12 protein-coding genes and 1 tRNA gene are annotated in these 14517 nt (G+C 35.9%); all 13 read right to left on the bottom strand.

Features of this window, described 5'->3' with window-relative positions:
* A partial coding sequence (nrdD, locus tag ACTTG8_RS08205) for an anaerobic ribonucleoside-triphosphate reductase (protein ID WP_442561641.1) occupies positions 1 to 1814 on the bottom strand: 1814 nt, incomplete at its 3' end.
* A gap of 159 nt (positions 1815 to 1973) precedes the next feature.
* Positions 1974 to 2786, bottom strand: coding sequence for a DNA/RNA non-specific endonuclease (locus tag ACTTG8_RS08210; RefSeq protein WP_442561642.1), 813 nt, complete (start codon positions 2784 to 2786; stop codon positions 1974 to 1976).
* A gap of 27 nt (positions 2787 to 2813) precedes the next feature.
* Positions 2814 to 3770 carry an ion transporter gene (locus ACTTG8_RS08215; RefSeq protein WP_442561643.1) on the bottom strand — a complete coding sequence of 319 codons (957 nt, stop codon included), beginning with the start codon at positions 3768 to 3770 and terminating at the stop codon, positions 2814 to 2816.
* Positions 3771 to 3893: 123 nt separating this feature from the next.
* Positions 3894 to 3966: transfer RNA gene (locus ACTTG8_RS08220), tRNA-Gly, on the bottom strand.
* Positions 3967 to 4123: 157 nt separating this feature from the next.
* A complete protein-coding gene (locus ACTTG8_RS08225; protein WP_442561644.1) occupies positions 4124 to 5602 on the bottom strand; it encodes a S1C family serine protease in 1479 nt (492 codons plus the stop codon).
* 139 nt (positions 5603 to 5741) lie between these two features.
* Entirely contained in the window at positions 5742 to 6629 is an 888-nt protein-coding gene (locus ACTTG8_RS08230; RefSeq protein WP_442561645.1) for an endo alpha-1,4 polygalactosaminidase, read from the bottom strand.
* 18 nt (positions 6630 to 6647) lie between these two features.
* A complete protein-coding gene (locus tag ACTTG8_RS08235) occupies positions 6648 to 7700 on the bottom strand; it encodes a DUF5050 domain-containing protein (RefSeq protein ID WP_442561646.1) in 1053 nt (350 codons plus the stop codon).
* A gap of 277 nt (positions 7701 to 7977) precedes the next feature.
* Positions 7978 to 9675, bottom strand: coding sequence for an FAD-dependent oxidoreductase (locus ACTTG8_RS08240; protein ID WP_442561647.1), 1698 nt, complete (start codon positions 9673 to 9675; stop codon positions 7978 to 7980).
* Positions 9676 to 9709: 34 nt separating this feature from the next.
* The gene (locus tag ACTTG8_RS08245; protein WP_442561648.1) at positions 9710 to 10981 is read right to left on the bottom strand and encodes a YeeE/YedE family protein; all 1272 of its coding nucleotides are present in this window, start codon (positions 10979 to 10981) and stop codon (positions 9710 to 9712) included.
* 55 nt (positions 10982 to 11036) lie between these two features.
* The gene (locus ACTTG8_RS08250; RefSeq protein WP_442561649.1) at positions 11037 to 11759 is read right to left on the bottom strand and encodes an ABC transporter ATP-binding protein; all 723 of its coding nucleotides are present in this window, start codon (positions 11757 to 11759) and stop codon (positions 11037 to 11039) included.
* A complete protein-coding gene (locus ACTTG8_RS08255; protein WP_442561650.1) occupies positions 11746 to 12717 on the bottom strand; it encodes a taurine ABC transporter substrate-binding protein in 972 nt (323 codons plus the stop codon). The genes ACTTG8_RS08250 and ACTTG8_RS08255 overlap by 14 nt, the downstream gene beginning before the upstream one ends.
* 66 nt (positions 12718 to 12783) lie before the next feature.
* Entirely contained in the window at positions 12784 to 13554 is a 771-nt protein-coding gene (locus ACTTG8_RS08260; RefSeq protein WP_442561651.1) for an ABC transporter permease, read from the bottom strand.
* A gap of 476 nt (positions 13555 to 14030) precedes the next feature.
* On the bottom strand, positions 14031 to 14517 hold a 487-nt coding region (locus ACTTG8_RS08265; protein WP_442561652.1), incomplete at its 5' end, for a WG repeat-containing protein.

A 14517-nucleotide genomic window follows, 5' to 3' on the forward strand; every position in this document is an offset into this window, starting at 1 on the left:
ACATGATAACTGTTAGTTATATAATTTCTATCAGTTACTCCTTCTATTATACCAAAACGTTTCTGCAAACATTTTGAAAACTTATAAGTAGTCGATTCTAGAGGTGTACCATATACTGAATAATCAATATTTTCTTTCTTTTTCCATCTATTGCAAGCCTCGTTTAACTTCTCCATAACTCTCAATGCAAATTCCCTACCTAAAGGCTCTGTATGGCTGACCCCTGTCATATATTTTGTCATTTCATAAATACCTGCATACCCTAAGGAAATAGTAGAGTATCCGTCATAAAGAAGTCTGTCTACCTTTTCTCCCTTTGCAAGCCTTGCAATAGCTCCATTCTGCCAAAGGATTGGAGCTGAATCAGAGAGTGTACCAAGAAGTCTATCATGTCTGGCTCTTAATGCCCTATGACAAAGTTCAAGCCTTTCATCAAGTATTCTCCAAAACTCTTCTTCACTTTTCTTTGATGAGCAGGCAACATCCACAAGGTTGATGGTAACTACCCCCTGATTAAATCTTCCATAGTATTTATGCTTATTTTCATCAAAATTCTTAGCACCGGCTATATTTCCTACCCCTGCATCTGTAAATCTGTCCGGTGTAAGGAAAGAACGGCAACCCATACAAGGATAAACATCTCCCTTCTCCCTTAGCATTATCTTTTCAGAAATATAATCAGGTACAAGGCGTTTTGCCGTACATCTTGCAGCAAGTTCTGTAAGATAATAATACTTACTGTCCTTATCTACATTATCGTCTTCTAGTACATAGATTAACTTTGGAAATGCAGGAGTAATCCATACTCCCTTTTCATTCTTAACGCCTTGCATACGTTGCTTTAGCATCTCCTCTATAACAAGTGCAAGGTCATCTCTTGTCTGGCCTTCTAAAGCCTCTTTCAAATACATAAACACCGTAATAAAAGGTGCCTGTCCATTTGTAGTCATAAGGGTAATTACCTGATACTGGATTACCTGTACACCTCTCCGTACTTCTTCACGTACCCTCAGCTCTGCTACCTTATTTACTTTATCTGTATCAATCTCTATTCCTGCAGCCTCAAATTCCTTAACTACCTCTTTGCGATACTTCTGCCTACTTATATCTACAAAAGGTACAAGATGGCTTAAAGTAATGCTTTGCCCTCCATACTGGTTGCTGGCTATTTGAGCTATTGCCTGAGTTGCTATATTGCAAGCTGTAGAAAAGCTCTTAGGACGTTCAATCAAAGTCTCAGAAATAACAGTACCATTCTGGAGCATATCTTCAAGATTTACAAGGCAGCAGTTATACATATGCTGTGCAAAATAGTCGCTGTCATGAAAATGTATCAGCCCCTCCTCATGTGCCCTTACTATATCCTGTGGAAGTAAAAACCTCCTCGTAATATCCTTACTTACCTCACCGGCCATATAATCTCTCTGCACACTATTTACAGTAGGATTTTTATTAGAATTTTCCTGTTTAACCTCTTCATTGTCACATTCAATAAGACTTAAAATCTGATCATCAGTGGTATTTGCTTGACGGACTAAGGCTCTTTTATATCTGTAAGTGATGTACTTCCTTGCAACATGAGTCTTTCCTGTCTTCATAAGCTCATTTTCTACAAGATCCTGAATCTCCTCAACACTTAAAGCCCTGTTCATACTTTGACATACCTTAGTCACATTCTCAGTAACCCGAATTACTTCTTCAGCAGAAAGCCTTAAATCCTCAGCTAAGACTTCATCATTAGCCTTCTTTACTGCTATAGTAATCTTATTGCCGTCAAATGTATTCTCCTGCCCACTTCTCTTGATAATCTTCATTATAGCATCCCTTCATTTACAATTTGTTGTTGTATTTTTATTATAAAGATACAATATCTTGTATATTCTATACCATATTTAGATTTTATTCAAGAGTAATAATAGTTTAATTTTATCATTTTTCAATCTTTCTTTCGATGTTTACAACTTTAGTCCACTTTATTTTTTCTTATTCTTTTTAGTTTTTGAACTTTTTTTCATTTGTGGGCTTTTTTTAATTTTAACATCCACATAACTACTACCATCCTCATAATCAATTATAATTCCCGGCTGCACATTATAGCAATATACATTGAAAGAAACTCCTTTTCCCCCATCTTCTAAAGATTTCGCCTCCATCTGTACTCCTCTTGCCACAAGCTCTTTTCCCTTAAATATAGGACTCACCCTATACAAAACATGATTACCGGTAGATTTTACATACTCCGCTATCTCATTTTCAAACGGCAACATGCCGTCTACATTCAAATATCTCGTTCCGGTAATAAGATTTTTTTCATTCGCATTTTCCCCTGCAAGCTGATAACCTATAAGGTGACATCTATTATAAAGATACCGATCTTTTATTATCCCCTCATATTTAACAGTATGCCATCCACTCGGTCTTACCTGTCCTATGGATTCCCTTTTTTTATTAGGCATAAGCTCTTTACCTACTTTTGCAAAAGCTATTCCACATCTTCCATATTTATCTAATTCACTATATTCCTCTATTCTTTTTTCATCCTTAACCGAAAAAGACGGAACATTGTTATTAATTTTAACAAAAGGTTTTCCCGAATACTGAGGTACTTCATTTATCTCAGTACTACCGTCCTCTGTTTTTATGTAGTTTTTCGCATCATCAAAATATTTTAACAGATTAAACTCTTCAGTCTTACTTCCTGCAAAAATAATTCCACAAATCGAAATCAGCACAAGAAAGTTTCTTTTAAGTTTTCTTGCCATCCTAAGAGTCTTTAATATTTTCATATATTTCTCCAATCCTAAAATTATTTATTAAACAATCTCCCTATAGACTAAAATATCTCCGGCCTTAGCCCTTATATCATCTTCAGCCAGCACCATAACCCCATCTCTTAGCACCACAACTATATCAACCCCATATTTTTTCTCTATTTCATTAACAAACTTTCCGATATCTTCACTCTTTTTCTTTACAGTTATACTATTAGGAGCCTTATTTTTAACATCACTCAAACGCTTTCTCTGCATTTCCGTATAATTTTCTACAAACCCTGCCGAAATAATACCAGTAGGGATTGCCACTGCTCCAACCCCAAGAAAAGTGATTACCACTCCCATTAACTTTCCTACAGTAGTTATCGGATAAATGTCGCCATAGCCAACAGTAAATATTGTAGACATACTCCACCATATACCCGAAAAAGCATTTCTAAACGCCTCCGGCTGTGTATCATGCTCCGCCCCATAAATACAGAGGGAAGAGGCCAACATAAGTACTACTATAATAAATATCGAAGACAGTATCTGATTTTTCTTCTCAAGTAATACCGAAGTTATTACATTAAAAGAGTCGTATGTGGTATTAAGTCTGAACAAATGAAATATTCTTACCACCCTAAGCATCCTAAAAGCCGCAAATCCATATAAGAAAAAGAATGGAAGTATAGTTAGTAAATCTATTATACCCTCAGCCGATATAAGAAATTTTAATCTAGCCTTCCATTTCCCTATTCCTTCATAAATATATTCTGCCGTCCATATTCTAAGGATATACTCTATACAAAATAAAATAATAGTTACTGTTTCTATTGCCTTAAAAATTCTACCATACTTTGCCAATTCTTCAAAAGTTCCTAAAAATAGCACTAAAAGATTCAACAAAATAGCGGTAACTATTATAAAATCTCCTGCCCTGCTAGATAAATCTTCTCTGCTACCAATTTGAATAATCTCAAATATTCTCAGTTTTACTGATTTTTTCTTAAGCATTTCCATCTCCTAAAATAATTAAATAAAAAGTTTATGCCAGCAGAAATCAATTCCCTTTTAAATCAAAAAAAGAGACTGCAAAAGCAGTCTCTTAGGAGTCATACGACCACAACAACACAACAGAGCGCGAGACGGGACTCGAACCCGCGACCCCAACCTTGGCAAGGTTGTGCTCCACCAACTGAGCCACTCGCGCTAATATCTTCCCTGCAAGTAATTTGTTATGTCTCACTTGCAAGGAAGAGTATACCATATCAAATAAGTTTCGTCAAGCTATTTTTCACTATTTTTATAAGTTCGACAATTTATCTAAACAATATAAATTATTTGAATATTTTCTACAATTATAAAACTTACCTATTAAAGAAAAATCCAAACGGACTTTCTTCTGAATTTCCTTCTCTTCCTCCAAATGGAATCCTATTATCTTCTTCAGAAACATTATTCTCTTCATTCTTATAATTATTTTTACTATTGTCACTTCCGTCTTTTAATTCAGACCTATTTCCCAAAACTACCTGAACTTCTTTTTTCACATACTGACCGTTATCATACTGCATAATAGTAAGCTTAACTGCTGTTCCTGCCTTAACTGTAGCAAGCTTTGCCTGAAGTTCAGTCATCGTCTTAACAGTAATTCCATTAAATTCTGTAATTATATTGCCCATCTTAAGCCCTGCCTTGTCTGCCGGACTGTTCTTTGTAGTATCTGTAATATATACACCAATTGGAATTCCATAAATCTGATTATAGTTTTTAGTTACATCCCTACCCATAATTCCAAGATAGGACTGCTCATTTTCAGCAATCTCTTCTCTGTTCATAAGGTCATTTATAATTGGAAGAGCTGTAGAAATTGGAATCGAAAATCCCATTCCCTCTACTTTTTCATCAGCATACTTTACTGAATTAATGCCTATTACCTCACCTTTCGCATTTAATAATGCTCCTCCTGAGTTACCAGGATTAATAGCTGCATCTGTCTGTATAAGTTTCATTGTAAAATCTTCATCTGCAATTTCCCTATTAAGTGCACTCACATAGCCCACTGTAGTTGACTGACCATAACCTAATGCATTGCCAATGGCAATTACCATCTGCCCTACCTTCATTTTGGAGGAATCTCCAACTGTGGCAACCTTTATCTTTGACAGTGTGTCCTTCTTTATGTCCGACATTTTTACAGAGAGTACCGAAAGGTCTGACCCTGAATCAGCACCCTTAATCGTAGCCTCTGCTGTAGTTTCATCGTTAAAAGTAACAGTTATTTTCTGATTCTTTGCATTACTGTTTGCCGCAGTCACATGATTATTACTTACTATAAGTACCTCTGCGTCATTCTGCCCTATAATAATACCTGAACCACTTCCTCCGGTTTGGTTCTTATAAGACTGTCCAAATATATCTGTTGTAACAGTGTCATATACATTATTGATAGAAACGATAGATGGCATTACATTTTCAACAACACCTGACACATCCGAGGTTGTAGCTGTAACTCCCTTACTATCCGCTGTAGTTGCAAGTGTAACCGTATTTTTTGTTTCTTTTTCAACTGCGATTTCTGTCTTATTTAATACCTGATTACCGGTTTCTTGCCTCACCGAAAGCATATTCCCAAGATAAACACCGCCTCCTGCTGAGCCTCCTATAAGAAGTGCTGCCGCCAGTACAAATGCAAGCGAATTTGATTTATTCTTTTTTCTCTTAGAAACATTCTCACTCGGCTGGCTATTATTCAAATTTCCATCATTTAATGGATAATTTCCATAATATCCACTATTAGTTTCCTGATTGTTTTCGTTTTCATTAAATCCATTATAATTATCCATAATATGCCTCCTTAAAATATATAATTTTCAATTATTAGTAATGGCATAACCTATAAAACATCTGCTTTATTTGTTATGCCATTATGATAAATTTAATTTGTGTTGACTTTGTGAAGTACTTTTGAACTAAATGTGATTTCTAATCAAGGTTATAATTATACGAAATATAATAATCCCAGCCATACTTTTGGCAATAATCTGCTATCTTATACTCTAATTTATCATCTTTATTATCCTCAACTATGTATTCAGTCAGATAAATCTGTACTCCTTTTCTAGATAGTTTTTTGAGATATTTTAGATAATACTTGGTTATTTCTTCACCCTTCTTTTTATCTTCAACAAGTGTAGTAAACACTCCTTCCTGATTAACTCCATCAGCTATCTTCTTAAGAGTTTTATTCTCTTTTAAATACTTGCTTACAAATACATCTCCACCATTTATAATCACCTTAGTGTTCAGTTTTCTAATATCTGTTAAAATCTTAACAAGTCCCTTATATATCCCTGCTTTCGGATACTCATAATACACATCCGAATTATCTACAAAAAAGCCGTCCACACCTTTTTTCTTAAAGTCTTTTGCACGCTTTAACATAAATTTCTGCCATGACTTATCTGCAACATTTACCCATTCCTCACCTTCCCAGCCATCATACTTAGAAATAGCTAAGTGCTTATACTTTTTATAATACGTTCTAAAATCCTCAAGCGAACCTATATTTAAATATGTATATACTGTTTTGCCGGCTTTTTTAAGACGTGTAATATCATCCTTTGTAAAATGCTCTGCATCAATAACTACAGTCTGATAAGCATTAAGTTTTTTTATATCCTTTCTACCTATGCCTATAAATACACCATATCGTTCATCATAATCATAGGCCATCGCTTTAGATTTAATTAAAAAGACAAATATTATAAGAAAGAGAATCATTGGGATAATAACTATAGCAAGGGCTATCTGTCTAAGTTTTTTTATCTGTTTTTTTACTTCCAACTCTTTTTCTTCATTCTTATTTTCCATCAAAACATCCCTTCTGATTTATTTTTTATCCTTCGAAAGATCCGGAGGATTAAATGTATCTACCTGACTTGGTGAAGATAACGAAAAATAATATACTTCATCCGTTGTAAACTCTCTAAAAAATACCCTATCACCAATTATATTTATACTATTATAATCTCCTGTTTTTATAACAGTTTTATCAAATGTCGATAAATTCATCATTTCAAGCCTATTATTTTTACCATCATCAACCTGATATACTACATACTGTTCATCTGGAGTAACATTATAAAATGAACATTTTTCTTTTACCAAAATAGTCGGATTCTGACCATATTCATCAACTTTAGCTATATTATGTTTTTGTGATAATGAAATAAAATAAATATTTCCACCAACGAGTGCAGGCTGATAGCAATTTCCTTTATAGATAACAACTCTCTGCTTAGTTAAAGGGTCAAACGAGTATATATAATGGTCTTCCTCTGCTCCTCCATAGTAGATTTTACTACTGGTAAGTGTACCCGGCACAACCTTTTCTTCTAACAAAAGTTCATCTTCCTTACCATCCAAACCGGTACAGTAAAGATTCATATTACCATCTTTTTCATGCCTTTGATAATATACTTTATTTCCTATAAGTCCTACAACACCTACATCATAAGCATAAATTCCTCCTATAGCATGACTTCCCTTTTTTGCCACTCTGTAAATGCCTGAATAAGAAAACTGTAATACTCTTTTAACTGTATCATTTCTTGTATAGTTTAAGCGTGAATAAACAACATAGTTAGTTGTATTATTTATATAACCTGCCGTATCCTCCTGCATATATTCAAAGTCACTCAAATCTTTTGACATAGAATAAAGCGAGCCTCTATCTTTTAAATTGCTAAAATATATCTTATTATCATCAGCACAGAACAGTCCTCCGTTATATAAATTACAGGCTGTATTACCGATTGCTCCTTCAGTATTCGGTATTACTCTTCCGGAAAATTTTATTATAACAAAGACCAAAATAAAAGCAATCCCTACCAAAACTACCAAAATATTTGCCTTAGCACTGCTTGCTCTTTCCTTCTGCATACAAAACCTCCTCATCGCTTTCTAATAATTATTATACTTGCCTTTTGTCCCTATTTCAATATGATAAAAGCGTGATATTTATAAAAGTTTCGGCAAGAATACTTCTAATACGTTGTCTTGTACTATTTCTTACTCAAATACTAAAAAGAAAAGCCTTAACTTTCCGTTTTATGAGCTGATGCTCACAACGAAAAAAGCCAAGACTTTTCCTAACATTACTTATTTAATTCCTCTACCTAAGATTTTTAGAAACAGCACAAAGCACATTCCCTCTTACTTAGTTAAAGTTATATCCTGTAAGAATATTTTCTTTTCCTTCAAATGTCACTTCGCCGTAAGTATTATATGAAAGTGCAAGGAAAGAACCTGAGATATTATATACATTTTCATAACCGTTATTCTGGAGCATCATAATTGCATTATAACTTCTCTGTGAAGAACGGCAATGGAGGTATACAGGCTTATCCTTTGGAATTTCTGAAAGTCTGTCACGAATTTCACTAAGTGGAATATTAACCGCTGTCTTAATATGACTTGCCTCATATTCTCCCACTTCACGAACATCAATAATCATTGCATTTGTTTCCACAAGCTCACGTACCTTAGTAACAGGAACCTGTTTGAATACTCCGTTAAGGATATTACTACCTACAAGACCTGCCATATTTACAGCATCTTTTGCCGTTCCCATTACAGGTGCATAGCAGAACTCAATGTGTGCAAGATCCTGAACTTTTCCGCCAAAAGCAATTGCTGTTGCAATAATATTGATACGTCTTTCCGGATTATGTCTACCTACAGACTGTGCTCCAAGAATCTTTCCACTTGTCTTATCAAAAAGAACTTTCAAGAAAAGTGGATAGGACTCCGGCATGATACCTACCTTATCCTGTGGAATTACATATACATAATCGTAAGGAATTCCCTCTTTTTTCAGAGTCTTTTCATTCATACCGGTGCTTGCCGCATACATATCAAAGATACGTACAGTAGAGCTTGCCATAAAGCCTCTATTAACAGAAGGGATTCTATAAAGATGATCTGCAACTGCTCTAGCTTGCATCTGTGCAGGCCAAGCAAGAGGAAGTCTTGTCTGCTTTCCTGAGAAGAAATCGGTTACTTCAATCGCATCTCCCACTGCATAAATATGAGGATCATTTGTCTGATAATGACTATCCACTAAAATTCCGCCCTGCTCTCCAATCTCAAGACCGGCTGCTTTTGCAAGAGCTGTTTCAGGCTTCACACCGATTGCCATTACTACAACATCCGCTTCCACTTCTTTTCCGGAAACAAGCACGATATTTTTCTCTTTTATAGCCTTGATTCCATCGCTAAGAATAAGGTTTACTCCATGATCAATCACTTCCTTATGAAGAATATGTACCAATTCTTTATCATAAGGAGCCATAATCTGATCCATAGCCTCTACAAGAGAAACTTTAAATCCGGCTTCTACAAGGTTCTCAGCTACCTCTACGCCGATAAAACCGCCGCCGATTACAGCAATATTCTTTGCTCCATGAGCCTGAATATAATCATCAAGTTTTCTGATATCCACTACATTTTTTACAACAAAGACATTTTCATTACCGATGCCTTCGATACTTGCAGGAAGGATGGCTTCTCCACCCGGAGAAAGTATAAGTTCATCATAAGACTCTTCATACTCTGTTCCATCTGCGTGATTTTTTACTTTAACTTTCTTATTTGCCCTATCAATAGAAATAACTTCATTTTCTACACGAGTATCAATATTATACTGTTTCTTGAACTGTGTAGGATTCATAAGAATGAGGTTATCACTCTTTGCAATCTTTCTAGAAAGAAAGTAAGGAAGTGCACAGTTACTAAAAGATACATGAGGTCCTCTCTCAAAAACTGTAATGTCCGCACTTTCATCTAACCTACGAACTCTTGCAGCTACAGATGCTCCACCTGCTACACCACCAACAATTAAAATCCTCTTGCCCATAACAAATTATCCTCCTTTAATTTTATAATTAGTTTTATTTTACTTTACACTTCACAAAGAACCTATTCCCTATAAAACCGCCTACAAACAGGAATACTAAATAAATCCAACCTGAAAGTGACATATTGGATATTGGTGCAAAAAGAGCTCCTGCATTACAGCCGTTACCAAGTCTTGTTCCAAATCCCATGATGAATCCACCAAGAGCGAAGAGCCAGATATCTTTAACCTTGAAATCTGCAATTCCATCCTTAAACTCGAACACAAATCTGCCCGCCATAAGAAGGTACATAACAGCACCAATGAAAATACCTATATTCTGTATACCACCGCCATACTCTAAGAAAGGCTTGGCATAATCATCAGGAGGCATCTGTGCAAATTCTGCAAGTGTTTCGGAACTAACACCGAATAACTGCAGGAAATTGCCAAACCAAATACCAAAAGCGGTAGTTACACCCCAGCTCTTTTTCGTTACACCAAGTACAACAGTAGCCATAACAGCAAGACCGATAGCTCCCTGATTTAACGTCCAAGGTCTGGCAAAAATATAGTAATAAGTATCTTTGCTAAAGAATTTTCCATTTTTTGTATCAAGTTCAAAAGGAGTTTCCTGTACTGTTTCCATGCCGATACCTGAAAACTCATTTTTAGCTCTTTTCATCTTCTCATACCAAAAAGCATATCCTACAAGAGCCAAAGAGAAAATTCCTGTAAGAACAAGACCTCCGATATAACCATTTAAAGGATCGCCCGGGAATAAATCCGGAAGAAATACACCCTTTCCCTGATAAGAACTTGAGCTGAATAAACTATCCTTAATCCAACTCTGAGTATGCTGAAAACGGAAACCGAGATATACACCCGGAAAGAAGAAAATCAGAGTGACAATCGCTCTGGGAGTTCCGTTTGCAAGGTCTGTTAAAGCTCCGGAAGCACAGCAAGAACAAAGTGCCATACCAAAACCGAACAATAATGCTCCGAGTACAAGACCTAGATTAATAGCCTTTACAGAAAGCTTATAACTTTCCGGATCTCCATTAAAATACATCAGTGCCACAAAAAGAACAGCAGAAACGAAAAACATAAGTGCCATAGACCTCATAAGCTTTGTAGAACCACCACGAAAAGCACGATTTACAGAACCGGCAAATCCCGTATAAGCCCTCATAAGTACATAACCGAAGCCCAGACCCACTAAAAGTCTGCTCCCCACCTTCATTTGTGTCGATGCGAAAAGCAGTACCGCTAAAAGCAGCCAGCCTATAACAGGCTCTACCTTGCTTTTCATAAACTCTTGTTTCATAGTATTACCTCCCTATATAATTTTTTAGAGTTTCTTTTTGAAAACACGAACTTTTCTACTTTAACCATTGCCAAATCTCTTCCGTAATTTTTTCCTCATTAGAAAAATCAGTATATTCTTTTACAATATAACTTGGTCTTGATTTTAAGACAATCAGTCTTGTAGCAAGCTCCAGTGCTTCTTCAATATCATGTGTCACCATAATAATGGTGCATCCCGTATGTTTCCATAGGGATTTAATCAGCTCTCTCATACTCTTTCTTGTGACTGCATCAAGAGCTCCAAGCGGCTCATCCATAAGCATCATCATAGGTTTATTCACAAGAACCCTTGCAAGAGCTGCTCTCTGTTTCATGCCTCCGGATAATTCATGAGGATAGCGATTAAGAAAACCGTCAAGCCCAACCTCCTTAATAAAATCCGAACAGAGTCTTTCAATTGTTTCCTTCTCAACATTCCTCATCTTCAAGCCAAAAGCGATGTTATCTTTTATCGTAAGCCATGGATAAAGAGTCGGATCCTGAAATACAAAACCTCTGTTAAAATCCGGTCCTTCCACTTTCTCTCCCAAAAACAACACTTCCCCGGAAAGTGGCTTTTCAAAGCCTGCAATCAAATTTAACAGTGTACTCTTCCCACAACCGGAAGGTCCTAAAATCGTAATAAACTCTCCTTTATTTACCTCTATACTAATATCATTTAAAACTTGAAGGGTATCTTTTCCATCTGAAAATTCCATATTCACCTTATCAAGTTTTAAAAGTTTACTTTCTTCCATTTATTTCCTCCACTAACATCTCCGCATACTTAGGCTCAATAAAGGTTTCAAGCCTTTCTATATTAGGCTTATCTGTTAAAGACTGTTGTTCATACAAAAAGTGCGCAGTATCAATTACTGTATCAGTAAAATCTCCTCTTTCCCTGCTATTTCCAAGATACTTTTTCTGAATCAACTCTTTTGCATCAAGATGAATTGAGCCTTTCACCTGAATATCAACCTCTGCCTTCGTCTGTCCCAAATAATCCGACAGAACCTCTACAACATTTTCATGATTATTTTTTATATCTATCTTTGCCCGATTCAATGCTTTTAAATAACTCACTACAAGCTCCGGATAACGATTTGCAAAGTCTTTTCTTACAATTTCAACATTTGCTGTAATCATTCCTCTTTTTGCAAGATCTTCACTTGTAATAACGGAATAACCTCCATCTTTTACCATTTTTGAAAGTGTAGGCTCCCAAACATAAGCTCCATCTATTTCTTTTTGAATAAAGGAACTATAAATTTCGGGCATCTGCATATCAAAAAGTGTCACATTTTCTTCTTTTATCTCAGCCACTTCAAGGCTTTTCAAAATACTGTAATGAGCAGTCGAAGTAAACGGTGCCGCAAGTTTTTTTCCTTTCAAGTCCTTCAGCTCTTTTATACCGGAATCTTTTCTTACAATAAGCTGCTCAGCGGTAGAAATAATATCATGAATCCAAATACATTCCACCTTCATTCCATTTGCAAAACCAAGGATAGCTGAAGAACTTCCAAGCATTGCAAAATCAATATCTTTTGATACCATGGCATTGCGAATATCCCCTGCTTGAAATTCCAAAATTTCCACAGGCAGCTTAAATTCTTCTTCAAAATACCCTTTTACAATAGCTAACATTTCATCATTTGGAAGTTGTTGTGTTCCAATTACAATTTTTGTAGGATAACCGTTAGAAACTCTTTTTTCCATACAGCCTGATAGAAAAAAAATACACCACAAACACATCAAACCTAAAAATAACTGTTTCAAAAAGAACTACTCCTTCCCATTCCAAGGCACTAATTTTTTCTCTAATTTTCTAAGCCCCATATCCATAAGAACCCCCGTAAAGCCCATTAAAAAAATTCCAACAAAAATAACATCGGAACGCATAATACGACTGGCGTCCAGTACCATCCAACCAATTCCTGAAGTAGCAGCCACCATTTCAGAAGAAATCAATGTGGTGTATCCGACTCCAAGTGCAGTTCTCATACCTACTAAAATAGCAGGAAGTGCCGCCGGAAAAACCACCTTGCGAAAAGCCTGTCCATGAGAAGCACCCAAGCTATAAGCACAATTTAAAAATCTTTCGGGAAGTCTTGTCACTCCTGCTGCACTCGCAATAAAAATTGGGGTAAAACAGGCAACAAACAAAAGAGCTATTTTAGACTCATTTCCAATCCCTAACCAAAGCACCAAAAGAGTGTAGTACGCAAGAGGCGGAAGTGGTTTTACAAAATCAACAATCGGTTCAAAAACTGCCCTTGCCTTTTTACTAAAACCTGCCCACAAACCTAAGGGTACTGCAAATATCGTAGCAAATACAAAGGCCGCAAGCAAACGATATAAACTTGAGCCTAGGTGAAACAATAAAGATTGTCTTTTATAGCCTTTCCTTAAAATCTCCAAAAAAGCCGAAAGTACGGTTTTCGGTGATGGCACAATGAGAGATTCAACAAGGTGAAGAGAGGTAATCAATGCCCAAATTAAAATAATAATACCTATTGTAGTAATTGTTATTATGCGATTATCTTTAATTTTCAAATCTACCCCCACTTTTTGTTCAAATTATATAACGATTCACTATCCTTATAAATAACTAAATAGTTTCTCCTCTTGTTTCATTTAAAATCGTTAATAAATTATCATTTTTTTTGTTCAACATTTTAATTATATCATTTTATACCATTAAATCAATAAGAATTTTTATTTTATCTTTTTTTTGTAACTATTCAGCCTTCCCTCCCATACTCGCAGACACTTCGTGTCACGCTCGTATGGGAGGGGCGAGCCACTATGTGGCTCATTTCCCCTAATAATAACTAGCTCGTTTTGCGAATAAACTCGCAAACTCACTAGTCATTATTGGGGGAATGGCTGAATAGTTACTTCTTTTTATAAATTGCAAGCCTAAATGCCAATGTTTATAAATTTTTCCTTTATCTCCCATAAAATCGGCATTAAAATAGGGCTGCCTCGGCAAGCCCTACTTTAACGCATCTTTTTATGATACACTAAGCTTAAATTTTTCTTAAAACTTTCCCTTTTTTATCTATGATATACCAGTTATCTCCCTCTCTTACAGGGGCGATTCCTTCGTCGAAAGAACTTGCATCATCATACTTAGGCTTTATTACCTCTTTGCCTTTTTTATTGATATAACCATACTTGTCGTCCTTCTCTACCCAAGCCAGTCCTTCACTGAAATCACCTACCCAACCATACTTAGGCTTTACTACCTCTTGCCCTTTTTTATTGACATAACCACGCTTACCGTCCTTACTTACCACAGCCAGTCCTTCACTGAAAGCACCTACTTCATCATACTTAGGCTTTACTACCTCTTCCCCTTTTTTATTGATAAACCCTCTCTTGCCGTCCTTCTCTACTACAGCCAGTCCTTCTCTGAAATCTCCTACTTCATCATACTTTCCAACCTTTACTACCTCTTGCCCTTTTTTATTGATAAACCCTCTCTTGCCGTCCTTCTCTACTACAGCCAGTCCT

The organism is Catonella sp. (genome assembly GCF_052173895.1).
Taxonomy (GTDB): Bacteria; Bacillota; Clostridia; order Lachnospirales; family Lachnospiraceae; genus Catonella.

Bases quoted from the DNA above. Each gene is read 5' to 3' on its own strand.
- ACTTG8_RS08210 (WP_442561642.1), bottom strand. From the start codon at position 2,786: ATGAAAATATTAAAGACTCTTAGGATGGCAAGAAAACTTAAAAGAAAC.
- ACTTG8_RS08215 (WP_442561643.1), bottom strand. From the start codon at position 3,770: ATGCTTAAGAAAAAATCAGTAAAACTGAGAATATTTGAGATTATTCAA.
- ACTTG8_RS08225 (WP_442561644.1), bottom strand. From the start codon at position 5,602: ATGGATAATTATAATGGATTTAATGAAAACGAAAACAATCAGGAAACT.
- ACTTG8_RS08230 (WP_442561645.1), bottom strand. From the start codon at position 6,629: ATGGAAAATAAGAATGAAGAAAAAGAGTTGGAAGTAAAAAAACAGATA.
- ACTTG8_RS08235 (WP_442561646.1), bottom strand. From the start codon at position 7,700: ATGCAGAAGGAAAGAGCAAGCAGTGCTAAGGCAAATATTTTGGTAGTT.
- ACTTG8_RS08240 (WP_442561647.1), bottom strand. From the start codon at position 9,675: ATGGGCAAGAGGATTTTAATTGTTGGTGGTGTAGCAGGTGGAGCATCT.
- ACTTG8_RS08245 (WP_442561648.1), bottom strand. From the start codon at position 10,981: ATGAAACAAGAGTTTATGAAAAGCAAGGTAGAGCCTGTTATAGGCTGG.
- ACTTG8_RS08250 (WP_442561649.1), bottom strand. From the start codon at position 11,759: ATGGAAGAAAGTAAACTTTTAAAACTTGATAAGGTGAATATGGAATTT.
- ACTTG8_RS08255 (WP_442561650.1), bottom strand. From the start codon at position 12,717: ATGGAAAAAAGAGTTTCTAACGGTTATCCTACAAAAATTGTAATTGGA.